This is a genomic window from Aeromonas sp. EU05-FHT14A05, assembly GCF_058791175.1.
In genome coordinates this window covers 14,920-40,618 of the sequence record NZ_JBYTDH010000004.1, presented here as the reverse complement: position 1 = coordinate 40,618, position 25,699 = coordinate 14,920, and the positions used below count along the sequence as shown (strand labels likewise).

Annotated in this window: 19 protein-coding genes and 2 pseudogenes; 8 read left to right on the top strand and 13 right to left on the bottom strand. The window is 62.4% G+C overall.

All coding sequences use genetic code 11. The annotated features are described in order from the left end of the window. Positions 1 to 4: 4 nt before the first annotated feature. A complete protein-coding gene (locus AC3WR3_RS07335; protein WP_492291540.1) occupies positions 5 to 2,620 on the bottom strand; it encodes a nitrate reductase in 2,616 nt (871 codons plus the stop codon). A 315-nt stretch (positions 2,621 to 2,935) separates the two neighbouring features. Here AC3WR3_RS07335 and AC3WR3_RS07330 point away from each other — a divergent pair, with 315 nt between their 5' ends. The 3 genes and pseudogenes from AC3WR3_RS07330 to AC3WR3_RS07320 all read left to right on the top strand — a co-directional run. Then, positions 2,936 to 3,436, top strand: a complete 501-nt coding sequence (locus AC3WR3_RS07330) for an RNA methyltransferase (RefSeq protein ID WP_492291539.1) — start codon at positions 2,936 to 2,938, stop codon at positions 3,434 to 3,436. 1 nt (position 3,437) lies between these two features. After that, positions 3,438 to 3,545 (top strand): annotated as a pseudogene (locus AC3WR3_RS07325) (TrmH family RNA methyltransferase); the annotation flags it as partial. Positions 3,546 to 3,547: 2 nt separating this feature from the next. Next, positions 3,548 to 3,655 (top strand): annotated as a pseudogene (locus AC3WR3_RS07320) (TrmH family RNA methyltransferase); the annotation flags it as partial. Between the two features lie 45 nt (positions 3,656 to 3,700). Here AC3WR3_RS07320 and AC3WR3_RS07315 read toward each other — a convergent pair. Then, positions 3,701 to 4,453: a hypothetical protein gene (locus tag AC3WR3_RS07315; RefSeq protein WP_429160197.1), complete on the bottom strand. Its 753-nt coding sequence runs from the start codon at positions 4,451 to 4,453 to the stop codon at positions 3,701 to 3,703. A gap of 195 nt (positions 4,454 to 4,648) precedes the next feature. On the opposite strand from AC3WR3_RS07315, the gene AC3WR3_RS07310 reads away from it, so the two are divergent. Continuing rightward, positions 4,649 to 5,080, top strand: a complete 432-nt coding sequence (locus AC3WR3_RS07310) for a universal stress protein (protein ID WP_492291538.1) — start codon at positions 4,649 to 4,651, stop codon at positions 5,078 to 5,080. Positions 5,081 to 5,137: 57 nt separating this feature from the next. Here AC3WR3_RS07310 and AC3WR3_RS07305 read toward each other — a convergent pair whose 3' ends face one another. From AC3WR3_RS07305 to gpt, 6 genes are all read right to left on the bottom strand, one after another. Continuing rightward, complete coding sequence (locus AC3WR3_RS07305; protein ID WP_202046597.1) at positions 5,138 to 5,773, bottom strand: murein L,D-transpeptidase catalytic domain family protein; 636 nt, start codon at positions 5,771 to 5,773, stop codon at positions 5,138 to 5,140. A 150-nt stretch (positions 5,774 to 5,923) separates the two neighbouring features. Then, the gene (locus AC3WR3_RS07300) at positions 5,924 to 7,177 is read right to left on the bottom strand and encodes a glutamate-5-semialdehyde dehydrogenase (protein ID WP_492291537.1); all 1,254 of its coding nucleotides are present in this window, start codon (positions 7,175 to 7,177) and stop codon (positions 5,924 to 5,926) included. Positions 7,178 to 7,357: 180 nt separating this feature from the next. After that, on the bottom strand, positions 7,358 to 8,461 hold the full coding sequence (proB, locus tag AC3WR3_RS07295) for a glutamate 5-kinase (RefSeq protein ID WP_202046599.1): 1,104 nt from the start codon (positions 8,459 to 8,461) through the stop codon (positions 7,358 to 7,360). A 134-nt stretch (positions 8,462 to 8,595) separates the two neighbouring features. Beyond that, positions 8,596 to 8,988 carry a sigma factor-binding protein Crl gene (gene crl, locus AC3WR3_RS07290; RefSeq protein ID WP_202046600.1) on the bottom strand — a complete coding sequence of 131 codons (393 nt, stop codon included), beginning with the start codon at positions 8,986 to 8,988 and terminating at the stop codon, positions 8,596 to 8,598. 62 nt (positions 8,989 to 9,050) lie between these two features. Next, positions 9,051 to 10,319: an esterase FrsA gene (gene frsA, locus AC3WR3_RS07285; RefSeq protein ID WP_202046601.1), complete on the bottom strand. Its 1,269-nt coding sequence runs from the start codon at positions 10,317 to 10,319 to the stop codon at positions 9,051 to 9,053. 172 nt (positions 10,320 to 10,491) lie between these two features. Then, positions 10,492 to 10,959, bottom strand: a complete 468-nt coding sequence (gene gpt / locus AC3WR3_RS07280; protein ID WP_005325980.1) for a xanthine phosphoribosyltransferase — start codon at positions 10,957 to 10,959, stop codon at positions 10,492 to 10,494. Positions 10,960 to 11,898: 939 nt separating this feature from the next. Between gpt and AC3WR3_RS07275 the strand changes: the two genes are divergently transcribed. Beyond that, on the top strand, positions 11,899 to 13,350 hold the full coding sequence (locus AC3WR3_RS07275; RefSeq protein WP_202046602.1) for an aminoacyl-histidine dipeptidase: 1,452 nt from the start codon (positions 11,899 to 11,901) through the stop codon (positions 13,348 to 13,350). 612 nt (positions 13,351 to 13,962) lie between these two features. Here the strand turns inward: AC3WR3_RS07275 and AC3WR3_RS07270 are convergent. The 5 genes from AC3WR3_RS07270 to AC3WR3_RS07250 form a co-directional block, all read right to left on the bottom strand. Then, on the bottom strand, positions 13,963 to 14,964 hold the full coding sequence (locus tag AC3WR3_RS07270) for an ABC transporter ATP-binding protein (RefSeq protein WP_202046603.1): 1,002 nt from the start codon (positions 14,962 to 14,964) through the stop codon (positions 13,963 to 13,965). Next, a complete protein-coding gene (locus AC3WR3_RS07265) occupies positions 14,961 to 16,019 on the bottom strand; it encodes an ABC transporter ATP-binding protein (RefSeq protein ID WP_492291536.1) in 1,059 nt (352 codons plus the stop codon). Before AC3WR3_RS07265 ends, AC3WR3_RS07270 begins: the two co-directional genes overlap by 4 nt. A 13-nt stretch (positions 16,020 to 16,032) precedes the next feature. Beyond that, positions 16,033 to 17,850, bottom strand: coding sequence for an extracellular solute-binding protein (locus AC3WR3_RS07260; RefSeq protein WP_492291535.1), 1,818 nt, complete (start codon positions 17,848 to 17,850; stop codon positions 16,033 to 16,035). A gap of 82 nt (positions 17,851 to 17,932) precedes the next feature. Next, positions 17,933 to 18,976, bottom strand: a complete 1,044-nt coding sequence (locus AC3WR3_RS07255) for an ABC transporter permease (protein WP_205642345.1) — start codon at positions 18,974 to 18,976, stop codon at positions 17,933 to 17,935. Between the two features lie 109 nt (positions 18,977 to 19,085). Continuing rightward, complete coding sequence (locus AC3WR3_RS07250) at positions 19,086 to 20,111, bottom strand: ABC transporter permease subunit (RefSeq protein ID WP_319912655.1); 1,026 nt, start codon at positions 20,109 to 20,111, stop codon at positions 19,086 to 19,088. 739 nt (positions 20,112 to 20,850) lie between these two features. On the opposite strand from AC3WR3_RS07250, the gene AC3WR3_RS07245 reads away from it, so the two are divergent. From AC3WR3_RS07245 to AC3WR3_RS07235, 3 genes are all read left to right on the top strand, one after another. Beyond that, complete coding sequence (locus AC3WR3_RS07245) at positions 20,851 to 23,457, top strand: TonB-dependent receptor plug domain-containing protein (RefSeq protein WP_265437597.1); 2,607 nt, start codon at positions 20,851 to 20,853, stop codon at positions 23,455 to 23,457. Positions 23,458 to 23,560: 103 nt separating this feature from the next. Further along, complete coding sequence (locus AC3WR3_RS07240; protein ID WP_139439730.1) at positions 23,561 to 24,325, top strand: DUF3450 domain-containing protein; 765 nt, start codon at positions 23,561 to 23,563, stop codon at positions 24,323 to 24,325. Further along, a complete protein-coding gene (locus AC3WR3_RS07235; RefSeq protein ID WP_492291534.1) occupies positions 24,322 to 25,695 on the top strand; it encodes a MotA/TolQ/ExbB proton channel family protein in 1,374 nt (457 codons plus the stop codon). The genes AC3WR3_RS07240 and AC3WR3_RS07235 overlap by 4 nt, the downstream gene beginning before the upstream one ends. Positions 25,696 to 25,699 lie beyond the last annotated feature (4 nt).

Sequence of the window (25,699 nt, the reverse complement as noted above, 5' to 3'; positions counted from 1 at the left end):
AGGCCTAGGCGATATAGACATGCTTGATCAACAGCTTGTCGATCTCTGGCAGGCAGGTACCGCAGTTGCTGCCGCAGCCAAGCAGGGCCTGCAGCCCCGCCAGCTCGCTCACCCCCTGCCGGGTGATGGCATCGACGATGCGCTGCTCCGACACCCGCAGGCAGGAGCAGACCAGCCGGCTCTCCCCGGCCAGGGCCAGGCTCAGGGTCTGGCTCAGGGCCCCCGCCTGCAGCGGCGTGCCGAGCAGGCTGGCCAGCAGATCCACCTTGATGTCAGGGTGCCGCTCCCCCACCAGCAAGATGCCCTCGATGCGGTCCCCGGCCAGGGCCAGGGCGAGCCAGCCCTCCTTCAGGGGCAGCCGCAGCCAGTGCCCCTCCGACCCCAACCGCTGCCACAGCCCCTGGGGGCTGTCGGACCAGGAGGCCAGCAGGGTGCAGTTGCCCTCGGGCAGGGGGCGCCTGGCCCACCAGTCCACCGGCTCGCGCCAGTCATGGCGGCCGCACCAGAGCCCCTGCCAGCGGGTGGCCTGCGCCCTGGCCTGCACCCGCCCCTGCTTGAACATGGGCTGACCGGAGAGGGGATCCACCACGGCGGCGATGAGGCGGTTGACCGCCCCCTGGCTGCACTGGCTGTCGGTCCAGTGCATGGGCAGGAAGGCCTCCCCCTCCCTGAGCCCCTCGTCCAGCCCCACCAGCAGCAGGGCCTCGCCGAGCTCGCTGTGAAGGCGCACCAGATCCCCCTCCCTGGCACCGAGCGCCAGCAGGCTGGCGGCCCCCACCCGCACCCTGGGCCAGGGCTCGGCCTCCTGCAGACGGGGCACGTGGCCGGTGCGGGTCATGGTGTGCCACTGATCCCGCAGCCGGCCGCTGTTGAGGAGCAGGGGGAGATCCTCTCCTGGCTCGGCCTTCGGCTGCGGGGGGAAGTGCTGGGCCAGGGGCAGCAGGCGGGCCCGGCCATCCGGGGTGGCGAAGCGCCCGTCCTCGAACAAGCGGGCACGGCCCCGGGGCCAGTCGGCGTTGACGGGCCAGCTCAAGGGTTCCAGCGCCTCGAATTCGGCGCGGCTGAGGCGGGCCAGCCCCGAGATGTCGAACTGGCGAGCCCCGTCGTTTTCAAACCCGGAGAGGGCGGCATGCTCGCAGAAGATCTCATGCTCGTGCTCATAGGCGAACCCCTCGCCAAAGCCGAGTCGACGGGCGAGCCGGGTCAGCGCCCACCAGTCGGGCCTGGCCTCCCCCGGCAGGGGCAGGAAGGCGCGCTGGCGGCTGATGGTGCGCTCGGAGTTGGTGACGGTGCCGCTCTTCTCCCCCCAGGCGGCGGCCGGCAGCAGCAGGTGGGCGAGGCGCGCCGTGTCGGTGTTAGCCGTCACCTCGGAGACCACCAGCAGCTCGCAGCGGCTCAGGGCCTCGCGCACCCGGTTGCCGTCCGGCAGGGAGACCGCCGGGTTGGTGCCGAGCACCCAGAGGGCGCGGATCTCCCCCCTGTGCACCGCCTCGAACAACTCGACCGCCTTGTGCCCCGGTCCGCGCACCATGGTCGGGCTTCCCCAGAAGCGCTGCACCCGATCGCACTCGGCCTCGCCAAAGCCCATGTGGGCGGCGAGCTGGGTCGCGAGCCCCCCCACCTCGCGCCCCCCCATGGCGTTGGGTTGCCCCGTCATGGAGAAGGGGGCCGCCCCCGGCTTGCCGATGCGGCCGCACAGCAAGTGGGCGTTGATGATGGCGTTGGCCTTGTCCACCCCCTGGTTGGACTGGTTGATCCCCTGGCAGAACAGGGTGACCGTCCTGGGGGTGCGGGCAAACAGCTGGTAGAAGCCGAGCAGATCGCTGCGGGAGAGGCCGCAGCTGCGGGCCACCTCGTCCAGTTGCCAGGCGGGGTCGTCCAGCGCCGCCGCCAGCGCCTCGAAGCCGCTCACATGTTGCGCCACATAGGCCTGGTCCCAGCCGTCGCTGTCGAGCAGGTAACGGCACAGACCGTTCCAGAGCGCCACGTCGCTGCCGGGCTTGAGGGCCAGATGCAGATCCCCCTGCTCCGCCGTCATGGTGCGGCGGGGATCCAGCACCACCAGCCTGAGCTCGGGGCGGCGCGCCCGCGCCTGCTGCAGGCGGCGAAACAGCACGGGGTGGGTCCAGGCGGTGTTGGCACCGGTGAGCACCACCAGATCCGCGAGCTCCAGATCCTCGTAGCAGGCTGGCACCAGATCCTCCCCGAAGGCGCGCTGGTGGGCCACCACCGCCGACGACATGCAGAGCCGGGAGTTGGTGTCCACGTTGGCACTGCCGAGGTACCCCTTCATCAGCTTGTTGGCGACGTAGTAATCTTCGGTGGTGAGCTGGCCAGACAGATAGATGCCGATGGCCTCGGGCCCGGACTGGGCCATGATGGTGGCAAGGCGATCAGCCAGGGTGTCCAGCGCCTCCTCCCAGCCGATGCGCTGCCCCAGCCAGCGCGGATAGAGCAGGCGATCGGGGAAGGCCAGGCTCTCCAGCAGGCTGGCCCCCTTGACGCACAGGGCGCCGCCGTTGGCCGGATGATCTTCATCCCCCTGCAGTTGCCAGCGCTCCCCCTCCCGGCTCAACCGGATGCCACACCCCACTCCACAATAGGCACAGGTGGTCTTCATTCCCTCGCTCCTTGTCGCCGGCAGCCCCCGGGGGCCGCCCCTTGTCCCGTTTGATGGCAGGCCCATAAAAAAAGCGTCCGCCCCCCTGCGGGGACGGACGCCTTTGTCCGGATGAGCCTGGATCATCTTGTATGGGGAAGGGACTGCAAACCCCGCGCCAGGATGCCAGGTGCGCCGCCATTGGGTGCCAGGGTGCAGGGCTGCGCCAGGGCGGTGCAACTGCTCCCTTGTTGGGCCCGCCGGACGGGAGTCGGCGCCACAGGCTGGGCAAGGGGCGCGCCGGGGGTATAATGCGCCGCCACAGAGGAGAACGAGATGAAAGAGTCAGGTTACGACGCCGCGCAGCGGGTCGATGCACGGCCGGATGCGGCCCCCGATTATTGCGCCATCGGGCTGGTCAATCCCAAGTCACCGGAGAACGTGGGGGCCGTGATGCGGGCCGCCGGCTGCTACGGGGCAGAAGAGGTCTACTACACGGGTCAGCGCTTCGAGCTGGCACGGCGTTTTGCCACCGACACCAAGCAGATGGTGGAGAAGATCCCCCTGCTCGGGGTCGAGGATCTGCTGGACTTCGTCCCCGAGGGCTGCACCCCTGTGCTGGTGGATCTCATCGAGGGAGCCACGTCTCTGCCGGACTACGAGCACCCCGCGCGGGCCTTCTACATCTTCGGCCCTGAGGATGGCACCCTGGAGCCCGCCCGCTTCGCGGCGGTGAAGGAGGTGATCTACGTACCGACGCAGGGTTGCATGAATCTGGCGGCTTCGGTCAATGTGATCCTCTACGATCGGCTGGCCAAGCAGCTGCGTGCCAAGTAAACAACAGGTGTTCTACGTAACCACACCTCAGGGTTGCATGAACCTCGCGGCCTCGGTCAATGTTATCCTCTACGATCGGCTGGCCAAGACGCTGAAGGCTGAAGGCTGAGCAAGACGGTGATCTACGTGACCACAGCCAATGGCTGCATGAACCTCGCCGCCTCGGTCAATGTCATCCTCTACGACCGGCTGGCCAAGACGCTGAGGGCTGAAGGCTGAATGCCAAGCAAGAAGATGAGCCTGGTGGCCAGCCAGCAGGCCGCCTCAATCCTGTGATGGCGCCTCCCTGCGCACCTTGGCCTCCTGCTCCCTGATAAAGTCCTGGTAGTCGTCGTAGAGCCGGTTTTCCCGATAGATACGTGCCAGTGTCCCCTCCCTTATCAGGGTGCGCATGCCGGGATCCCAGAGCCCATGCAGCTGCCTGCCCTTCTCGTTGTCGGCGAAGATGGGGTAGGTCGGGATCCAGCGCAGGAACACCTGTGCCAGTTCGGGCGGGAGGGCGTCCCTGGGGTAGAGGGCACCGTCGGTCAGGTAGTAGCGATAGCGCCCCTTGAGCAGCAATTGCAGCGCCATCTCATGGCTGTCTATCTCGAACCAGCGCATGGGCACCGGGATGAACTTGTCAAAGGCCCAGCCCCGCAGCCAGAGCACCTCCTGCTCCTTGAGGCTCTGCTCGCCGTCCCAGTGCGGCAACCAGCGGCTCTGCATCACCACGCTCACATAATCCGCCGAGTCGGGGTAATCGGGCTGATGGGTGCCTTTCACCTCTCCACGATAGACCCCCATCGCCATGTCCCCCGCCTTCTGGGACACCACCGCCAGCGCCCGCTTGTAAGGGACCAGGTGCGGGCGCACCACATAGCCCTCGGGCTCATAGATGGCGCGCACTATGTCCAGATAGACACCTTCGCCATCCTGCTGGCAGAAGCCGGGCCAGTCATCGCAATAGACATGCAGGGTATCCGCCCGCACGGGCCAGATGAGCAGCAGGCAGCAGAACAGAAAAAGACGAACCATGGGTTTCCTCAGTGGTATGACCGTCGGCAGGCGCTCATCGCCAGGCGGTCCGTTCAGGCATACTGATAGCATAGAAAGCCAGCGTGCCCGGTGACATTTTTCCCGATTTTGCGAGCGGGTCGAGGGTTATTGCCCCCTCGATCGGTATCATGAACCATAAGATTCATTAGTGACCTAACTGAGGGGAGCCTTCTCATGCCAACCATCAAATCCCTGCTCTGTCCCGTCGATTTTTCCGAGATGTCCAAGGCCGTGCTCGACTACGCCGTCTTCATGGCCCAGAGCCATCAGGCCGAGCTCAAGCTGGTCCACGTGGTGGATCAGCTGCACGGTTTCGACAGCTACAAGATCCTGCACATGACCGCCATCGAGATCACCCACGAGATGGAGCGTCAGGCCAAGAGCCAGCTCAAGGAGCTGGTCGCCAGCCTGCCCATCTCGGCCAAGTTCGAGGTGCGCTTCGGCCGCGCCGCCGACGAGATAGTGATCCAGGCGAAGGAAGACAAGGTGGATCTGCTGGTCATGGGCAGCCACGGTCGCTCCGGCATCAGCCACCTGCTGGTGGGCAGCGTGGCGGAGTCCGTGGTGCGCCACGCCCCCTGCCCGGTGCTGGTGGTGCGCAAGTAACTCCAGCCCCCGACCACAAGGCCAGCCCATGCTGGCCTTTTTGCTCTCTATGCCCCCTCAACCGTGGGCATAGATGACGCTGCCCCCCTTGATGGTGTCTATGATGGCCCTGGACTGCTCCCTTGGCAGGGCCGGGCAACCCCAGCTGCGGCCCAGCTTGTCATATTTTTGCAGGTGTCTCGGGCTCGCATAGTCAGCCCCGTGCACCACGATGGCGCGCTTGCGGGCATTGCTGTTCTTGCCGGGACTGAGTCCGTCCAGGCGCAGGGAGTAGCCGTGCTTGCCCTGGTAGGTTTCGGCGGTGCGATAGACCCCGAGGGAACTCTGCCGGGAATTCATCTGGTTGGAGAACTGGCGCGCCGCCAGCTCCCCCGAATTGCGACCGTGGCTGACCCAGGTGTGGTAGAGCAGCTTGTGGCGCTTCACGTCGATGACGAAGAGGCGGCGCATGGTCGAGGGTTTGCTGTAGTCGATGATGGTGAGTATGGGTTTGCGCTTGTGGCGCACATCTTGATAGCCCTGCAGGGCCTTGCGGAACACCTGCTTGTCCAGCTTGCCCGCCAGACCCAGCTGGCGATAGAGATCCTGATCCCAGCTGGCGTGACTGTTGCTGCTGAAGCAGAGGGCCCCCAGCAGCAGCGGCAGCCCCAGCCAGAGGCTGGCCAGCCGCGACATCCAATACTGTCGCTTCATCCTTGAAGTCGCTCCCCTTCCTGAACTGGCGCTCTGAATGACGCCATGTCTCGCTGGATAGTTATATGCAAGCCACTGATAGTGCGCAATAAAAAACCACAAAAATGCCGACCTGAGTCGGCATTGACGGCACTGTGCTGACGACCTGGCTCAGGCACGGATCAGATAGTCCGCCTGACCGACCCACTTGTAGCTGGTCAGCTCGGTCAGCCCCATGGGGCCACGGGCGTGCAGCATCTGGGTCGAGACCGCGACTTCGGCCCCCAGGCCAAACTGGCCGCCATCGGTGAAGCGGGTGGAGGCGTTGACGTAGACCGCCGCCGAACCGGCACCGTTGACGAAGCGCTCCGCATTGGCGAGATCGTTGGTCAGGATGGCGTCGGAGTGGCCGGCGTTGTGCTGGCGCATGTGGGCGAGCGCCTCGTTGACGTCCGCCACCAGCTTGATCCCCAGGGTCAGCCCCAGCCACTCGGTGTCGAAATCTTCCGCTCCCGCCTCGCACAGATTGTCGCTGCCGGCCAGCAGCGCCATGGCGTTGAGCGCCCCCACCAGGGTCACCTTGCGCTCGTTCATCAGTGCCACCAGTTGCGGCAGGAAGGTGGCGGCCACCTTCTCGTGTACCAGCAGGGTATCGAGGGCGTTGCAGGCGGAGGGGCGTTGCACCTTGGCGTTGTCGATGACCGCCAGGGAGCGCGCCAGATCGGCGCTCTCGTCCACGAAGATGTGGCTGATGCCAAAGCCACCGATGATGACGGGGATGGAGCTGTTCTCCTTGCACATCTTGTGCAGCCCGGCGCCGCCGCGGGGGATGATCATGTCCACATAGCGATCGAGGCGCAGCAGCTCGCCCACCAGGGCCCGGTCAGGGTTGTCGATGTACTGCACCGCATCACCAGGCAAGCCCGAGGCCGCCAGCGCGCGCTGGATCACCCGTACCAGCTCCAGATTGGAGTGGAAGGTCTCGCGCCCACCGCGCAAGATGCTGGCGTTGCCGGTCTTGAGGCAGAGGCTGGCGATGTCGATGGTGACGTTGGGACGCGCCTCGTAGATGACGCCGATGACCCCTATGGGCACCCGGCGGCGGGAGAGGCGCAGGCCGTTCTCCAGCACCCGGCTGTCGATTTCGGCGCCGACCGGATCGTCAAGGGAGATCACCTTGCGCACGTCCGCCACTATGCCGGCGAGGCGGGCGGGGTTGAGCAGCAGGCGATCCAGCATGGCTTCCGACAGGCCGGCGTCGCGGCCTGCCGCGATATCCTTCTCGTTGGCAGCCAGGATCTGCGCACTGTGCGCCTCCAGTTCATCGGCGATGGCGGCCAGCGCACGGTTTTTCTGCGCCGTGCTGATGGTCGCCAGCTGATAGGCGGCCTCGCGGGCCGCCTGCCCCATTCTCTCCAGACTCATAATGTGGTTCCTTTCTGAGTGCCGCCTTACGGCAGCACCATGTCATCTCTATGAATGGTCCATGGCCCCGTTACTTCAGGCTCTGGGCCGATGCATCACAGCAGCACCATATCGTCTCTGTGGATGGCCCATGACTCCATAGCCATGGCCGCAGCCGCAGGGTCTATCAGGGCCGACAGCTCACAACAGCACCATGTCGTCTCGGTGGATGGCAACGGCGCCATAGCCGTAACCCAGCACGGCCTCTATCTGATCCGAGTGTACGCCCCGCAGCTTCTCAAGCTCCAGATGATCGTAACGGCAGATGCCGCGGGCCAGCTCGCTCCCCTGGGGGCCCAGGATCCGCACCACGTCGCCTCGGACGAAGTCTCCCTTGACCGCGACTATGCCCTTGGGCAGCAGGCTGGAGCCCTTCTCCTGCATGGCGGCCACGGCCCCCTGATCCACCTGGACTTCCCCGTGGGGGGGCGGCCCTGCCAGGATCCAGCTCTTGCGCCCTTCCAGCGGCGAGGCCAGGGCCGGGAACAGGGTGCCCACCCGCTCGCCGGCGGCGAGGCGACCGATCACTTCCGGGATCTGGCCGGTGGCGATCACCACGTTGACCCCGGCACGGCGCGCCACATCGGCGGCCTGCAGCTTGGTGGCCATGCCGCCGGTCCCCAGACCGCTGACGCTGTCACCGGCGAGGGATCGCAGGGTATCGTCTATGGTCTGCACCTCTTCGATGAGCTGGGCATCCGGGTTGGTGCGGGGATCCGCGGTGAAGAGCCCCTTCTGGTCGGTGAGCAGGATCAGCAGATCCGCATCCGCCAGGATGGCGGCGCGGGCGGAGAGGTTGTCGTTGTCCCCCACCTTGATCTCGGCGGTAGCCACGGCGTCGTTCTCGTTGATGACGGGGATGATGCGGTGATCGAGCAGGGTGCGCAGGGTGTCGCGGGCATTGAGGTAACGCTCCCTGTCCTCCAGATCGGCGCGGGTCAGCAACATCTGGCCGATGTGCAGGCCGTAGAGGTTGAACAGGTCCTGCCATACCCGGATGAGCTGGGTCTGGCCCACCGCCGCCAGCATCTGCTTGTTGGGCAGGGTCGGCGCCAGCGGAGGGTGCCCCAGGAGCTCACGCCCGGCGGCGATGGCGCCAGAGGTCACCAGAACGACACGGTGTCCGTGTCGATGCAGGGCGGCACACTGCCTGACCAGCTCCACCATGTGGGCACGGTTGAGACGGGCAGATCCCCCGGTGAGCACGCTGGTGCCCAATTTGACGACTATGGTTCTGTTTTCCATGGGAACAAAGGGTTAGAAAAGTAAGGAATCCCTTTATACCCACGGCCCTGTTGCCCTGCAAGGCAATTAAGCCTCACCGCTGTCATGGCAAAGAAGGAGGCCCTGCGGATCCATGACCGCAGGGCCCGGGCGGATCAGGCCGCTGTCACATTCAGCTCGGCGGTGACCTGCTTGGCAGGAGACAAGGTGCACTCCAGCAGGGTCAGCTTGGCGCTGATGAGTTTGTAGAAGTGGTTGAGGGTACGCTCGACTTCGGCCTGATGCTTCTTGGGCAGCGGCTTGTCGATCCACGCCCCGTCCGCATTGTAGAAGCCAACCTGATAGTGATAGCGGAAGCTGTGGTCCTCCTGCTCCAGCACTAGCCACCAGCCCCAGAACTCCCGCTTGTCCGGCGCCGGTTTGGCGCTGACGCAGACGGAAAGGCAGTCGAAGCGGTAGCGTCCCTCCTCGCACAGATCCTCGCGCAGATAGGGGCCAATGGCCGCGAATTGCCGCAACAATCGCTTGTAGGTCACTCTTTCTGACATGCTAACCTCCCTGTTGAACAAGCCATACCATCACATGATGATGTTACATTTTTAGTTCTATATCATGTACATAAGTGTTTCTTTAGCCAATCTACCGTCTCTTTGAGCGCCTCGTCATACACCTCCAGCAGAGGCTGTTTGTCAAACACCACCGCCTTGCCATTGCGGCTGGCGGAGGCCAGGGCCCGGACATCCTGCTCGGGACAGATGAAGTCACGCTTGTGGCCGATGCTCAGGATGGGCACAGAGGTGCGACTCCCCAGCAATCCCTGGGTCTTGAGGGAGAAGACCTGGCACTTGGTGCGCAGCAGATCCCACTGGGCCGCATCGGCCCCCAGGCGGTTCGCCAGCCCGTCCCGCATCATGCGCGGACAGCGGGCAAACATCTCCTGATTGGTAAACACCTGATTGATGCCGGCCCCGATGCAGACCACAGTCCTGAGCTTGAAGGGTTCGATGAAGGCGAGGCGCGCCGCCACATTGCCGGCGAGGCGGAACCCCACCATGGCGATGCGCTGATGATCGACCCAGGCCACCTCGGAGAGGTGGTTGAGCACCGCCTGGTGCAGGCGACTGGTGTCCTGCACCAGCGGCCAGTGCTCCGCATAGCCGGTTCCCGGCATGTCCAGGGACAGCATGCCGATGCCGTGGGGCTCGAGGCACTTGAAGTAGAAGTTGAGGAAGTCGACCTGGAGGGCGTCGATGCCGCCGCTGACGATGACCAGAGGCACAGGCCTGTCGGTGGTGGGCAGGTGCAGGTAGCCCTGAATGGTCTTGCCCCGGAACGGGACCTGCAGCTCCTTGAGGGGCACCTTGAACAGCCTGCCAGCCTCGCGGTAGGCCATGTTGCAGAGCAACTGGGCCTGATCCGCCAGCTCGTCATTCTTGAGGTGGGGATAGCTCGCGATGGAGTAGTAGCGCACCGCCTTGAGCAGATTCTTCAGCGCTCCGGCGCTATCGCCCTGGCTGACCAGCTCGCGCCCGGCATTGAAATAGCGGCCAGCCAGCTGGCTCCACTCATAGACCCAGTTGCCGGGCACATAACCCTTGATGGTATCCAGATAGCGCTCGTGGCTGCGTTCTCCCTGCCCCATGGCGATGCGGGCCAGGGTCTGCTCCACTTCCACCGGATCCGCCCCCTGCCAGGCCCAGGTCGGCCGGCGCAGCAGGCGATACCAATGGGGCGACAGGGCGCCGTCGATGAAACTCTCGGCCAGGGAGCTGTCCTGCTCTTCGACCGGGCTGGAGTTGGATATTTCGGAGGTTTCCAATACCTTTTTGACCCGGGTGAACAGCTTTTCCGTCAGGTTGGTATCGTCGTTTGGTTCCAAGATGGTGACTCTTCTGTCTCAAACAATGGCCCATCTTAACCACTTTTCACCGCGGGCAGCCACATCATAAACACATAAGGCCCCAAACAGGGGCCTTATGAAACCGTCTTGCCATAGGCGCGAGCAACCCGCCCCCGCAGCAGTCAGGGGCGGTGCGCCAAGGCAGCGTCGATTACTCTTCGTCGCAGATAGGGTTGGCAAACTCCAGCGCCATGTCCCAGGGCTGCTCAATCCAGGTGTCCTGCGGGATGGCCACTTCGAAGTCATCCACCAGCGGCTCGCCCATGGGCTTGGCGAAGATGGTGATGAACTTGGCCTTGGGATAGAGGTCACGGATCGCCTTGGCGGTGCCACCGGTATCCACCAGATCGTCCACTACCAGCCAGCCTTCGCCGTCACCAGCGGTGGTGGCGGCCTTGACGACCACCAGCTCACGCTGGCTGTTGTGGTCATAGCTGGAGATGCAGAGGGTTTCGACGTTGCGAATGCCAAGTTCGCGGGCCATCAGGGCAGCCGGTACCAGGCCACCACGGCTGACCGCGATGATCCCTTTCCACTGGCTGACGGGCAGTTGGCGACGGGCCAGACGGCGCGCTTCACGTTGCAGGTTATCCCACGACACATAGAATTTCTTTGGCATGCTATCGATCTCAACGAGTTATAAAGGCAATCACTTAAGACGTAAGAGTCCCGGCAGACACACGGGATCCGGTAAATTCTGGCCCCCGTTTCCTGAATTTTGCTTGCACTTTTGCGGCCTCAGGGGTGAACCCTCGGCAGCAAAAAGCAGATGCATTGAAAGCAGGACGGGCATGGCTGGCGGCCATATCGATCGAAACCCAGACCTCAGGCCAGCTATTGGGCCGGTATGATAGCACCCTTTGCAGATAAAATGACTGGCAAACGTATGCGAAAAACAGGAAAAGTCGGCCATCTCCTGCCAGCTTCGCCTCCCCTCGGGGCCAGGTCCTCATCAACAGGGTGCTCATTTGAAGAGCAAACCTCGAATTTCGGGTAAAAAAATAGCAGGGGGAGGATGGAACCCTCACACACCTGCTGCTTTTCTGCTTTCTCTATCAGCCTGGCTGACTGCCCGTCTTAACGACGACCGGCGTAGGGGTTCGGATAGTTGAAACCCTGGGTATAGAGAGACTGGGCAAACCAATAGGTTGAATTGCTGCCTGACATATTAAAACTCCTGATTGCTTAACAAGTTACGTACCTATAATGCGGGTTCAGATCCTTGAACAGACACTCGGTTCCGTGGAGGCGCACTTGCTTTGCTTCGGTTCCATGGAGGCATTGATTGTCATCCTGACAAGTGGTTGACCCACGGCGGCTAATTTACCACCCGGCGGCAAAAAGACAATATTTTTGTGATGCACATCACGAATTTCATCTTCTGCTGGTACACATAGGCAAGGCAGTCATGTCCGCCATTCAGGCTCCCTTTATCAGCACAAGCAGACCGCAATTTGCGCAGATCGCTCACATTTTTGTGTGATTGACTGTATTATCGTTACCCTCTTCTGCGGCCCACTGGGCCCTGTCCATTTCCGTGCTGGTAAGGAGTCCCGACGTGGCACAGCTTAGTTCTCTGTCTCCCAAGTTGATTTGGCAATTCTTCGAGCAGATCTGCTCCATTCCCCACCCCTCCAAGCACGAGGCCAAGTTGAGCGCCTGGATAGTGCAGTGGGCCCAGGGAGAAGGCCTGGCGGTCAAGCAGGACGCCGTGGGCAACATCATCATCAAGAAGCCGGCCACCCCGGGCATGGAAAACCGCAAGGCCGTGGTGCTGCAGGCCCACATCGACATGGTGCCCCAGGCCAATGCCGATACCCAGCACGACTTCACCAAAGACCCTATCGATGCCTACATCGACGGTGAATGGGTCACCGCCCGTGGCACCACCCTGGGCGCCGACAACGGCATGGGCATGGCAGGCTGCCTGGCCGTGCTGGCGGACAAGACCATCAAGCACGGCCCGCTGGAAGTCCTGCTGACCACCGACGAAGAGACCGGCATGACAGGCGCCTTCGGCCTGGAGGCGGGCTGGCTGGAGGGCGAGATCCTGCTCAACACCGACTCCGAAGAGGATGGCGAGGTCTACATGGGCTGCGCCGGCGGCGTGGATGCCAATATCCGCTTCCCGCTGGAGCTGGTTGCCGCCACTGAAGGGGAAGGCTTCGAGCTGCAGGTCAAGGGGCTGCGTGGCGGTCACTCCGGGGTCGACATCCACCGCGGTCGTGGCAACGCCAACAAGCTGCTGGTACGCCTGCTCAAGGCCGCCGAGCCGCTGGGGGTGCGTCTGGCCGAGATAAGCGGCGGCACCCTGCGTAACGCCATCCCCCGCGAAGCCCGCGCCACCCTGCTGGTGCCCACCGCCAGCGTCAGCGAGTTCAAGGCCCTGGTTGACCGCTACGCCGGCATCTACCAGAGCGAGCTGGCCGCCACAGAAGCGAACCTGACCGTGTTGCTAAGCGCCCGGGACACGCCCGCCAAGCTGATGAGCGAATCCCTCCAGACCCGCCTGCTGGACGCCCTGGTGGCCTGCCCCAACGGGGTGATGCGCATGAGCGACGCCATCCCGGGCGTCACCGAGACCTCCACCAACCTGGGGGTCATCAAGACCCTCGACGGCGAGGTCTATGTGCAGTGCCTGATCCGCTCCCTCATCGACTCCGGTCGCGAGAGCGTAGAGCAGATGACCCGCGCCCTGTTCAGCCTGGCGGGCGCCAGCTGTGAATTCACCGGCGCCTACCCGGGCTGGGCACCGAACGTGGACTCCCCCGTCATGGCCCTGGTGCGCAACAGCTACCAGACCCTGTTCGGCGAGATGCCGAACGTCATGGTGATCCACGCCGGCCTCGAGTGCGGTCTGTTCAAGAGCGCCTACCCGGATTGGGACATGGTCTCCTTCGGCCCGACCATCCGCGGCGCCCACGCGCCGGGCGAGAAGGTACACATCCCGGCGGTCGAGCGCTTCTGGCAACTGCTGGTCCACGTGCTGGAACAGATCCCGGCCAAGTAAGCACTGCCTCCCCTGCCGCTTCATGCCCCGCCCAGTGCGGGGCATGTCATTGGTGCTCCTCCTTGCTCTCCCTGCGTTGCCTCTTCACAGCCCCTTCCGCCCCCTCTTGAAATCGTATCCATAAGCAACCCTGTATTTGAAAACCTTTTCCATGATTTATGTAAATTTACAACACAATAAGTTGATCGAGATCACAAAAGCCTCTAGCATCAAAGTGTGACCAAGGTCACATGAAACAATAATCAACAGAGCGAAGAGGTAAGACTATGTTTGAGAACCTGGCAGTGCTGTTCCACCTGAAGGGTGCATCCAGCAAGAAAGGCACACAAGAGAAAGACACTTATGCGCCTTCGACTCGCAACTACTACTTCCGCTATGGCGCCTGATGTCGCCCGTCCGGAAGTTGACATTGACGACGTAATAAAACTACAAAACAACTCAACAATTCACACCACAGCCACCCCCTCGGGGCGCTGTCCTGCCCGGGCCAGATGTTCCACGGCCAAACCTGAACTCCAACCATGAAGATGGGGCCCACAGGCCCCATTTTTTATTGCTCGTCCCCGACGCCACCTTGCTGTGATACCGGCCCTGGCGCAGTGGACGCCGGCATCAGACCGCCTTTCCCAGCGGCGCCGCCTCCACCGCGGGCAAGGGGAAGTGACAGGCCACCTGATGGGCCTCTGTGCCACAGGTCTCCAGACTCGGCGAGGTGGTGCGGCACAGCTCGGTGGCATAGGGGCAGCGCTGATGGAAGTGACAGCCGCTCGGGGGGGAGATGGGTGAGGGGACGTCCCCGGTCAGCAGGATGCGCTGGTTGCGCCTGCGGGGATCCGGCACCGGGATCGCCGAGATGAGCGCCTGGGTATAGGGGTGGCGCGGGTTCAGGTAAAGCTGCTGGGCCTCGGCCAGCTCGACGACCCGGCCCAGGTACATGACCGCAATCCGGTCCGAGATGTGTTTGACCACCGACAGATCGTGGGCGATGAAGATGATGGCCAGGTTCATCTCCCGCTGCAGGGTGAGTAGCAGGTTCACTATCTGGGACTGCACCGAGACATCCAGCGCCGATACCGCCTCGTCACACACCAGGAGTTTGGGCTTGAGGGCGATGGCGCGGGCGATGCCGATGCGCTGGCGCTGACCGCCGGAAAACTCGTGGGGATAGCGATCCACCGCACTCTTCGGCAGCCCCACCTTGTCCAGCAGCTCCAGCACCCAGCCACGCCGCTGCACTGTGTTGCCTTTGCCATGGATGATGAAGGGCTCTTCCAGGATCTGGCCCACGGTGTGGCGGCTGTTGAGGGATTCTGCAGGATCCTGAAACACTATCTGCATCTCCTGGCGCAGGGATCGCATCTCCCCGGGTGACAACCGGGTGATGTCGCGCCCCTCGAAGCTTATCTGCCCCGCCGTGGGCTCAAACAGCTTGAGCAGGGAGCGGCCGAGGGTGGACTTGCCACAGCCGGACTCCCCCACCAGCCCCAGGGTCTCCCCCTGCTTGAGATCGAAGCTGATGCCATCCACCGCATAGACGGTGTAGGGCTTGCGCAAGAAACCGCCCCCCATCTTGAAGTGCTGTTTCAAGTCTCTTACCGACAACAAGACGCTCATATGCTCAACTCCTTCCAGTGGTGGCAGGCCACTGCGTGGCGATCGCTCAGCTGCTCTGTCACCGGGTTGGTGCCCACACAGAGCTCGGTGGCGTGGGGGCAACGGTTGGAGAAGCGGCAGCCCGCTGGCATCTCGTGCAGGGCGGGCACTTGGCCCTTGATGGTCTTGAGCAGGCTCTTGGGCACGTCTTCGAGGCGCGGGATCGAGGCCATCAGACCATGAGTATAGGGATGGCGCGGGTGGTCAAACAGCTCGAAGATGTCGGCCCGCTCCACGGCGCGGCCCGCATACATCACCACCACCTCGTCGCACAGCTCCGCCACGACCCCGAGATCGTGGGTGATGAAGATGATGGCCATGCCGGTCTGGGCCTGCAGCGCCTTCATCAGATCCAGGATCTGGGCCTGGATGGTGACATCCAGCGCCGTGGTCGGCTCGTCGCAGATGAGCAAATCCGGCTCGCAGGCCAGCGCCATGGCGATCATCACCCGCTGGCGCATGCCGCCTGAGAGGTTGTGGGGATATACGGCGAAGCGCTGGGCCGGCTCCGGGATCCCCACCTTCTGCAGCATGGCGATGGCGGCCTCCTTGCGCTGGGCCTTGCTGAAATCAGGCCTGTGCAGGTGAAACACCTCCATCAGCTGATCCCCGACCGTCTGTACCGGGTTGAGGGCCGTCATGGGCTCCTGGAAGATCATGGAGATGCGGTTGCCACGCACCCTGTACATCTGATCCGGCGCCAGGGTGAGCAACTCCTCCCCCTGAAAACGGATGGAGCCGGCAACCACCTGACCGTGGGGCCTGGGCAGCAGCCCCATGATGGCGAGCGAGGTGACGCTCTTGCCGCAGCCGGACTCGCCGACTATGCCTAAGGTCTGGCCCGGGGCGACCTGGAAGCTGACCCCGTCGAGCACCTTGATCTTGCCGTCATCGACCGTGAACTCCACCTCGAGATCCCTGACCTCCAGGATGGGGGCCCTGCCCTTGCCGTTATCGGCGGTGCACTTTCCCCCATTCTCTCGAACGTTCAGGATGGGGGCCTCTGTCTCTGCCATCGTCTCCCCCTTCTCAATGATGCGCATAGGTCTTGTCGATCAGGGTGATGGGAGCGAGCGACTCACCCGCTTCCTTGGCCTTTCGGGTCTCTTCCTGCACCTTGGGATCGAGCCAGAGCAGGCCGCCACTGCTGTGGGGGTAGCCATCCATGGGCCAGTAGAGCAGATCCGGGGTGTTACGGGTGGCGGGCACCTCGGGCAGCATCAGGTGGCGCCAGCTGCTGGCCCGCACGTAGTTGAGCTGCACCCCGGGCACGAAGATGGCCAAGTCATAGATACGCTGCTGGATCTGGCGGGAGATCCCGGCCCGCTTGGTCATGTCGAACTCGACGTTGTAGGCGTCGATCAGGGCGTCCAGCTCCTTGTCGGCCACGTTGAACAGGTTGTTGGTCTGGGGCTTGTTGGCGTTGTCGGAGTGGAACGACTCCCAGTATTGCGGGTAGAGACCGCCGCCACCCCAGCCGAGCCAGGCCGCCTCGTGCTTCTTCTCCAGCATCACCTTGAAGCCGGTGGCGCCATCCACCAGGTTGAGCTCCAGATCCAGGCCCGCCTTCTTGGCCTCTTCCTTGAGCACGGTCAGCCGCTTGGAGTGCTCCTGGCTGGTATAGGTCAGCGCCAGGGTCAGCCGCTCCCCCTTGTCGTTTTGCAGGATGCCGTCCGGCCCCGGCTTGTTGTAGCCACCCTTGGCGAAGTACTCCCGCGCCTTGGTGATGTCATAGGCCCGCTCCGGCAGCTTGATGTCGGTGAATTCGCCAAAGCCAGAGCCGAAGGTGGTGGCCCTGTCATAATCGCCGTGCAGCACGGTTGCTATCATCTTGTCCAGATTCATGGCGTGCTGGATGCCGAGGCGCACATTCACGTCCGCCAGCTTGGGGTTGCTGACGTTGAGGTGCACCCCCTGCCCCCCCTGCTTGGTGTCTGTCATGGCCATCACCTTCTGCACGTACCCCTTCTTGTATTCCGGGGTCACGGCTTTTTCATGCCACCAGTTGGGCAGTATCATCTCGAAGGTGTCCAGCTCCCCCTTGAGGAAGTGGCGGAACGCTATGTTGTGATCCCGGATCACCTGCACCTTGATGCGGTCGAGGTTGAATCTGTGCTGGTTGTAGCGATCCTGCTGGGCCCACCAATCCTTCTGCTTGCTGAAGGTGATGGACTTGCCCTTCTTCACCTCGCTCATCACATAGGGGCCAGTGGTCGGCACCACAGCCCAGTTGTACTGCTTCACCCAGTTCGGCCCCATCTTGTAGTAGTGCTTCGGCTGGGGCCACAGTTCGGTGGTGTTGAGGAGATCCAGCCTGGCCTTGCGGCTGCCCGCCTTCACCAGGATGGTGTGATCGTCGACCTTCTCCACCGCCACCACCTCTGTGGTGTAGTAGTTGTTGAACCAGGGCCCCTTGATGTCCTTGGAGCGCATCATCTCGTAGCCGAAGGTGTAGTCGTCGGCGGTGACCGGCTTGCCGTCAGACCATTTGGCGCGGGGATCCAGCTTGAAGTAGACGGTCTGGCTGTCCGGTGCTATGGCCCAGGCGCTCGCCAGCGAGGGAATGGGGTTGCCGGTGTTGGGGTGGAAGCTGATGAGCCTCAGCTGGTTGTCCAGGATGAAGGAGCGGAACGAGCCGTTGGAGTCTGGCCCCACGGTGCGAAACGTCAGCGGAAAGCTATCGATGAAGAGGTTGAGGGTGCCACCGGGCAGCGCCTTGGGGGAGGCGAAGGTGGGGTCGGTGTCGTTGGTCTCCCACTTGAGATCCGCAGGCAGGTTGGCGGCCCACACCCAGGATCCGTTCACCAGCACGAAGAGAGCACCTATCCATTTGATTTTATTGTTCATGTTTGACTTCCAAGTCAGGCCCCTGCACCGGGGGCGTCTCAATTAAGGGTTGGATACCCAGGGCCCTGAGGCAGGCCCCGGGTCACTGATAACGGGTAAACTTGCGCGGATCGAATGCCTCGCGGATCGCCTCCCCGATGAAGGAGACCATGATGAGCACCAGGCTCACCGCCGCCACCACAGAGCTCACGATCCAGATGGCATCCAGGTTGTTGATCCCCTGGGAGAGCAGCTCCCCCCAGCTCGGGGTCGGCGGGGCCAGGCCGAAGCCCAGATAATCCAGCGCCGTCAGGGTGGAGATGTTGCCCACCACGGCGAAGGGGGCCAGGGTGACTATCATCATCAGGGTGTTGGGCAGTATGTGGTGGAAGATGATCCGCCCCGTGGTCGCCCCCTGCGCCCGCGCCGCCATCACGTAGTCCCGTGCCCGCTCCTTGTAGGTGAGGGTGCGCATGTACCAGGTGATCCCCATCCAGCCGAACAGCACGTTGATGCCGACAAAGAGGCCGAAGTTCGGCTTGGCCAGCGACACCAGGATCATGATGACGTAGAGGAAGGGCACCTGGGACCAGATCTCGATGAAGCGCTGCAGGATGAGGTCAAAACGGCCGCCGAGAAAGCCCATCATGCAGCCGATGCTGACCCCGATGACATAGCTCGCCACCAGGGTGATGAAGGCGAAGCCGATGGCGATGCGAAAGCCGTAGACCAGCCGCGCCAGCACGTCGCGACCGCTGGTGTCGGTGCCGAGGAAGTGGCGCTCCGCCAGGCTCGGGGCATAGGGCGGGTAGGCCTCCTCCTTGAAGTCCTGCTCATAGGGGTTCCAGGGCACCAGGGGCAGCAGCACCCAGTCCCCCTTCCCTTCCTGCGCAAATTTGCCCTTGAGCTGGCGGTAGTTGGTCTCGTACTCGTAGTCGAGCCCGAAGTGCTGGCCCGGGATCACGTCGCCATAGGTGGGAAAGTAGAGCTCTCCCTGATAGCTCACCGCCAGCGCCCGGCTGTTGACCAGCAGCTCCGCCAGCAGGGAGATGACCACCAGGGCCGAGAAGATGACAAAGGAGTAGTAACCGCGCTTGATGGACTTGAAGCGCTTGAGTTTTTTCAGCGTTACCGGGTTCAGGTTCATGGTCAGTCTCCAAACCGTACGCGGGGGTCAACAGGAGGTGCAACGCAGATATCGGAGACTAGATGGCGTGATATCAGCATCGGCATGGCTAGAAGGGTCTGGTTCATGGTCAGTCTCCAAACCGTACGCGGGGATCAACGAGGGCCACGCAGATATCGGAGACGATATTGCCGATGAGCATCAACATGGAGGTGATGGCCAGTATGCCCATGACGGTGGGGTAATCCCGCTCGACGATGGCCTCGTAGCCGAGCAGACCTATGCCGTCGATGTTGAAGATGGTCTCGATGAGGAAGGATCCCCCGAAGAAGACGGTGAGCACGGACCCCAGGTGGCTGGCGATGGGGATCAGGCTGTTGCGCATGGCGTGGTCGGTCACCGCCTTGCGAAACGGCAGCCCCTTGGCCACGGCGGTGCGCACGTAATCCGCCGACAGGTTCTCCATCAGGCTGTTCTTCATGGTCATGGTGAGGATGGCGAAATCCCCGATGGCGTAGGCGATGAGCGGCAGCAGGGCGTGGGCAAAGACGGTGCGGATCTGATCCCAGCTGCTCTCCATGTATTCGAAGTCCTCCCCCGGGAAGCCCCCCATGGGCAGCCACTCCAGGTGGAAGGCGAAGACGGTGATGAGGAAGATCCCCACCACGTAGGCGGGTAGCGCATAGGCCATGTAGATGAGCATGGAGCTGAGCGAATCGAAGCGGGTGTTGTGCCTGAGGGCCTTGGCCACCCCGAGCGGGATGGAGACGGCGTAACTCAGCAGGAAGGTCGCCAGCCCGAAGAAGGCGGTCACCGGCAGCCTCTCCTTGATGAGATCCCACACCGGCTCGTAGTAGCGGGTCGACTCCCCGAGATCCAGCACCGCCAGCTTCTGCAGCCACTCCCAGTAGGCGATCAGCATGGGCTTGTCGAGGCCGTAAAACGCCTTGAGCTCCTCGATCTGCTCATCGGAGAGCGCCTGCGCCCCCTTGCTGCCGCTGGAGCGACCTGTCTCGTTCTGTGAGACCTGCGCCTGCAGCAACATGCGCTCGACCGGGCCGCCCGGCACGAAGCGGGTGATGGTGAAGACGAGCAGGGTGATACCGAGAAACGTCGGGATGATCAAAAGCATCCGACGTAAGAAATACGACAGCATGGTGGAACCTCGTCCTTGTTGTTCTTTTATGGTCAGTCACATCCGGTGACCGGCCTCTCCTTCCTGGCATTACTCACTGAATTGACTGGTATTGGCAGACAATCCCGCTCGGTCACTGTAAAAGCTCTGCAACAAAAATCAAGTAGAACTAAGCCCATCAATCGTCAGTGACGTTCGCAGCATCACTCACTGATGTTTTTTTCCAAAAAATCCAACTTCAATATAAAAAACTGCTACGCCTTCTCATTTAACTTGTTTTTAATAATTAAAAAATTAATTACACATCCGTTTAAATCCAACAAAAAATCAATAAAAACATACAGATAAAATCAAACACCCTCTGATCTCATTTTACCTATTAAAGAAGAGGGAAATATCCCAACACCGAAACCTGAACAGAAACTGCCTCGCGACCGAATACAGATTTAAATACTGAAAAAATGTCATTACGCGATATGAAGAACATCGCGACAGGCGATTTATCGATAAGTTCAAAAATAATCAATAAAATGGCAAAATACAAAATTAACAACATCTTTACATTAATGTTCGCACTCCTTGCGGAATAAAACGCCAAAAAAAATGCCACCGCCCTGCATAGTCTTCTGACGCCCCATCTCTTCCCCATCCTGGCCGCTCCATTTGACGTCAATCATCAAACCTTGATAAGCCTTACGCACCGCTCCAACGAGGGCGGTAAGGGAAGCAAACAAAAAAACAATCAGGAAGGATACTAACGATGCTTAGGAAAAGCAGACTCTCTGCTGCCGTAGCGTTTGCCTTGGCGAGCGCGGCAGTTGTGGGCACCCCTGCCCTGGCCGAAGAGGGCCAGAATGTCGAAAAACTGCAGAAGATCAAGGTCACCGGCTCGCGGATCTCCCGGGTCGATGTGGAAGGATCCACCCCTGTCGTCTCAGTGACCAAGGCAAAGATCGAGCAATCCGGTCAGCAGACCGTCGCCGATTACCTCAAACAAGCCTCTTACAACTCCTTCGGTGGCGTCTCCCCGGCCTCCGGCAGCTCCTTCCAGTCCCAATCCACCGTCGGCCTGCGCGGCCTGGGGTCAGAGCGCACCCTGGTGTTGCTGAACGGCAAGCGGGTAGCGGGTTCCCCCACCATGGGCGGCACCTCCATCAACCTCAACACCATCCCCATGGCCGCCGTTGAGCGGGTCGAAGTCAACCTAGACGGCGGCTCCGCCATCTATGGTTCCGACGCCATCGGCGGTGTCATCAACGTGGTGCTCAAAGAGGGCTACGACGGCCTGACCTTCCAGGGACGCCTCGGCTCCCCGACCGAAGAGGGCGGTGACGAGAGCAGTGGCTCCGTCGTGGCAGGCGTCAATGGCGAGAAGGGCTCGCTGATGGCGGTCTACGAGCACGACAAGAAGGACGTCATCTACAGCCGTGATCGTGATTATCTGGCCAAGCAGGGCAACGATGCCCCCAGCGCCTACGGTCGCAACGTGGAGGGGATCACCGGCCTCGACGCCAACGGGGATCCCATCTGGAAATACGGCCCCCTGGCCGGTGCCACCAATGCCGACGGCAGTTGCAAGGAGCCCTTCATCGGTTTCGAGGGCGGCTGCAACTTCAACTACGGTCAGGTCGCGGCCACCACGGCCTCCCGCAGCCGTGACACCCTCTACGTGAATGGTCGCTACCACATCAACGACACCGTCGACTTCGTGCCGCAGATCATCGGCTCCCGGGTCGAGAGCTTCGGCCGCTTCGCCCCCGCCGCCGGTGCCTTCGCCATAGATCCGTCCAACCCGAACAACGCCCAGTTCTTCACCGACAACGGCCTGGACGCCGCCGCCACCCAGGGTCTGGGTGAAGCCGCCTACGCCTACTACCGCTTCAGCAACGTCGGTCCCCGTGACAACTATGTCACCGACATGACCGGCAGCCTGAACCTCGGCTTCGAGGGCACTGTCACCACAGAATCCGTGGGCGACATGCAGTGGAACGCCGGTTACATGTACTCCAAGACCGACAACAAGGAGAACGGCACAGGTTACGTGCTGCAATCCGCCGCCCAGCAGGCCATCGCCGACGGCAAGTTCGTCGGGGGCGAGTTCGATCCCAAGAGCACTGCCGCCATGGCAGCCGACACCAGCCGCCGCTCCACCATGGACTTCTACCAGTGGTACGCAGGTGTCCAGTGGGACATGGGTGAGCTGCCGGCCGGTCCGGTCAGCTGGTATGCGGGCGCCGAGTACAACGACTGGGTCTATACCGACAAGTACGATGCCCAGTCCGAGGCCGGCAACATCATCGGCTCCTCCGGCAACTCCTCCGGCGGGGTGCGCGACGTCACCGCCGCCTACATCGAGTCCCTGGTGCCCATCACGGATCAGATCGAGCTGAACCTGGCCGGTCGCTTCGATGACTACAGCGACTTCGGCAGCGCCTTCTCCCCCAAGGCGAGCCTGCGTTACCAGCCGCTGGACAACCTGATGCTGCGCACCTCCTGGTCCCGCTCGTTCCGCGCCCCCAGCCTGAGCGATCTCTACGCGGCTGACTCCTTCTCGGCCGACTGGGCCAAGGACTATGTCTACTGCGAGGCCAACGGCATCTCGGCGGCGGACTGCCCGAACCGCCAGTACGACACCACCCGCACCTCCAACGAGGAGCTGAAGGAAGAGACGGCGGACACCTGGAACTTCGGGGTGGCCTACAGCCCGCTGGATGACCTGAACCTCTCCCTGGACTACTACACCATCAAGATCGAGGACGTGATCCAGCTGAACACCCTGCAGTCCGTCATCTATGACGAGCTGAACAACGGGGGCTCCAGCAACGTCACCCGCAACAGCCAGGGCAAGATCAGCGGTGCCATCGCCCCCATGGTCAACCGGGGAACCCTGAACACCAGCGGCCTGGATCTCAAGCTGGATTACCGCTACGACCTGACCTCCGCCACCATCCGCTATGACCTCGGCGGCACCTACATCCTGGAGTACAAGGAAGGCCTGTACGCCGGTGGCCCCGTCATCGACAAGATTGGCCAGAACGGCAAGCCGCAGATGCGCTTCAGCTCCGGCGTGGGTGTCAATGTGCCCCAGTGGTGGAACATGGATACCTACCTGAGCGCGAACTACATCGACTCCCAGAGCCAGGACTACATCGCCGACACCGGTGAGGAAGTGGGCCACATCGCGTCCCAGACCACCTGGAACCTGAACGTCGGCGTGGATGCGCCCTGGAACGGCAAGATCCAGGTCGGGGTGAAGAACATGTTCAACGCGGGCCCGTCCCTCGAGAGCGATGGCTTCACCTATGACGAGGAGCTCTACAGCATCGACGGTCGCATCTACTACCTCGACTACGCCCAGAAGTTCTGATCCACCAGGAAAGTGACGAGCCGGCCCCCTCGGGCCGGCTCTGCCCAAGGTTCCAAGGAAGTCACGGAGATAGGGTAATCCTATGAAAAAAAGGACTATTACAATGAAGAAAGCGCTCCTCGGCAGCCTGGTTTCGGCTGCCCTGCTGACCAGCTTCAATCTGAGTGCCGCCTCTGCCGGTCAGGCAGTGGACGCTCAAGCCGCCACCGACAATGCCTCCAAAGTATCCCAGCAGAAGATCGACAGCTACGCCGAGTCTGCCGAGTCTGCCCTGGCCCAGTACAAGGCCGCCCTGCGCCAGGTCGACAGCCTGCGCACCTACAACGAGCAGGTGGGCAAGATGGTCGACTCCCAGAGTGCCGAGCTGGCCTCGATGCAGCGCCAGATAGCCCAGATCGATCAGACCAGCACCGAGGTAGTGCCCCTGATGCTCAAGATGATCGACTCCCTCGATCAGTTCGTCGCCCTTGACCTGCCGTTCCAGAAGGTCGAGCGGGAGGACCGCGTGGCGGCCCTGACCGACCTCATGAACCGGGCCGACGTCACCATCTCCGAGAAGTACCGCAAGATCCTGGAGGCCTACCAGATCGAGGAGGGCTTCAGCCGCACCATAGAGTCCTACAAGGCCAGCCTGGACAAGGATGGCAGCGAGAAGACCTACGAGTTCCTGCGCGTCGGCCGCATCGCCCTGCTCTACCAGTCCCCGGATGGCAACGAGACCGGCATGTGGAACAAGAAGACCCGCCAGTGGGAAGAGCTGCCCCAGGAGTATCGCAGTGCGGTTGAACAGGGCCTTCGCATCGCCAAGAAGCAGGCGCCCCCCGCGCTCATCAAGCTGCCGGTTCAAACTGCGGAGAAAGCATCATGAAAGGAATCAGACTCGCCATTGCCTCCCTGATCGCGGGAGCCACCCTGATCACCCTGCCGGTGACCGCCGCCGAGAAACCGGTAGACCTGAACGCCCTGCTGAGCCAGGTCAAGGCCGCCAGCACCAGCGAATCCCAGCTCAACAAGGAGCGGGAGGCCCGCTTCCTGGCTGACAAGAACGAGCAAGGGGCCCTGCTGGCCAAGGCCAAGGCGGATCTCGCCGCCGAGACTGCCAAGGGCGAGCAGCTCAAGGCCACCTTCGATGCCAACGACAAGCAGCTCACCGAGCTGACCGAGACCCTGCGCCAGCGCTCCGGCAACATGGGCGAGATGTTCGGCGTGCTGCGCCAGTTCGCCGGCGAGTTCAAGGGGATCTTCAACGCCTCCGCCCGCCGGGTCGAACACCCTGAGCAGACGGCCCTGCTGACCCGCCTGGCGGAGAGCAAGGAGCTCCCCTCCAGCGACGATCTGACCGCCTTCTGGACCACCACCCTCGGCCGCATGGTGGACGGTGGCAAGGTGAGCCAGATCCCGGCCACCGTGGTCTACGGCGAGGGCAACCAGGCCGAGAAGACGGTGACCCAGATAGGCGAGTTCAACACCGTCTCCGAGGGCAAGTACCTCACCTTCGTGCCGGAGACCGGCAAGTTCGAGCAGCTCTCCCGTCAACCGGAGAAGAGCGTGCTGGAGCCGATCGCCGAGTTTGAACAGGGCAACGGCGCCGTCGAGCCCATCTTTATCGACCCGTCCCGCGGGGTGATCCTCTCCCTGCTGGTGCAGTCACCGACTCTCAAGGAGCGGATTGATCAGGGGGGTGAAGTGGGTTACGTCATCATGGTGCTCGGCGTGCTCGGCACCCTGCTGGCCATCTTCTGCGGTATCCGCCTGTCGTTGATCGGCTCGTCCATGCGCAAGCAGCTGAAATCCGAGCAGATCATCAAGGGCAACCCCATCGGCGAGATGCTGGGGGCCTATCAGTCCCACCGCGGTGACAACATAGAGGATCTGGAATCCAAGCTCGACGAGATCATCCTGCGCAACGTGCCCAAGTTCGAGAAGGGCATCAGCATCATCAAGCTGATCGCCTCGGTCGCGCCACTGCTGGGTCTGCTGGGTACCGTGGTGGGCATGATCGCCACCTTCCAGGCCATCACCCTGTTCGGTACCGGGGATCCCAAGCTGATGGCGGGCGGCATCTCCGAGGCCCTGGTCACCACCATGCAGGGTCTGGTGGTCGCCGTGCCCATGCTGTTCCTCTACACCATAGTGCAGACCCAGAGCCGTCGTCTCATCCAGGTCCTGGAAGAGCAGAGCGCCGGTTTCGTCGCCCGTTATCAGGAACGTCTGCACGCCGCCAAAGCCGCAGCCTAAGGAG

Excerpts from the sequence above, each read along its gene's own strand:
- AC3WR3_RS07335 (WP_492291540.1), bottom strand. The coding sequence starts at position 2,620 with ATGAAGACCACCTGTGCCTATTGTGGAGTGGGGTGTGGCATCCGGTTG.
- AC3WR3_RS07240 (WP_139439730.1), top strand. The coding sequence starts at position 23,561 with ATGAAGAAAGCGCTCCTCGGCAGCCTGGTTTCGGCTGCCCTGCTGACC.
- AC3WR3_RS07255 (WP_205642345.1), bottom strand. The coding sequence starts at position 18,976 with ATGAACCTGAACCCGGTAACGCTGAAAAAACTCAAGCGCTTCAAGTCC.
- AC3WR3_RS07245 (WP_265437597.1), top strand. The coding sequence starts at position 20,851 with ATGCTTAGGAAAAGCAGACTCTCTGCTGCCGTAGCGTTTGCCTTGGCG.
- AC3WR3_RS07315 (WP_429160197.1), bottom strand. The coding sequence starts at position 4,453 with ATGGTTCGTCTTTTTCTGTTCTGCTGCCTGCTGCTCATCTGGCCCGTG.
- AC3WR3_RS07330 (WP_492291539.1), top strand. The coding sequence starts at position 2,936 with ATGAAAGAGTCAGGTTACGACGCCGCGCAGCGGGTCGATGCACGGCCG.
- AC3WR3_RS07250 (WP_319912655.1), bottom strand. The coding sequence starts at position 20,111 with ATGCTGTCGTATTTCTTACGTCGGATGCTTTTGATCATCCCGACGTTT.
- AC3WR3_RS07260 (WP_492291535.1), bottom strand. The coding sequence starts at position 17,850 with ATGAACAATAAAATCAAATGGATAGGTGCTCTCTTCGTGCTGGTGAAC.
- AC3WR3_RS07305 (WP_202046597.1), bottom strand. The coding sequence starts at position 5,773 with ATGAAGCGACAGTATTGGATGTCGCGGCTGGCCAGCCTCTGGCTGGGG.
- AC3WR3_RS07235 (WP_492291534.1), top strand. The coding sequence starts at position 24,322 with ATGAAAGGAATCAGACTCGCCATTGCCTCCCTGATCGCGGGAGCCACC.
- AC3WR3_RS07270 (WP_202046603.1), bottom strand. The coding sequence starts at position 14,964 with ATGAGCGTCTTGTTGTCGGTAAGAGACTTGAAACAGCACTTCAAGATG.
- gpt (WP_005325980.1), bottom strand. The coding sequence starts at position 10,959 with ATGCCAAAGAAATTCTATGTGTCGTGGGATAACCTGCAACGTGAAGCG.
- AC3WR3_RS07265 (WP_492291536.1), bottom strand. The coding sequence starts at position 16,019 with ATGGCAGAGACAGAGGCCCCCATCCTGAACGTTCGAGAGAATGGGGGA.
- crl (WP_202046600.1), bottom strand. The coding sequence starts at position 8,988 with ATGTCAGAAAGAGTGACCTACAAGCGATTGTTGCGGCAATTCGCGGCC.
- proB (WP_202046599.1), bottom strand. The coding sequence starts at position 8,461 with ATGGAAAACAGAACCATAGTCGTCAAATTGGGCACCAGCGTGCTCACC.
- AC3WR3_RS07310 (WP_492291538.1), top strand. The coding sequence starts at position 4,649 with ATGCCAACCATCAAATCCCTGCTCTGTCCCGTCGATTTTTCCGAGATG.
- AC3WR3_RS07300 (WP_492291537.1), bottom strand. The coding sequence starts at position 7,177 with ATGAGTCTGGAGAGAATGGGGCAGGCGGCCCGCGAGGCCGCCTATCAG.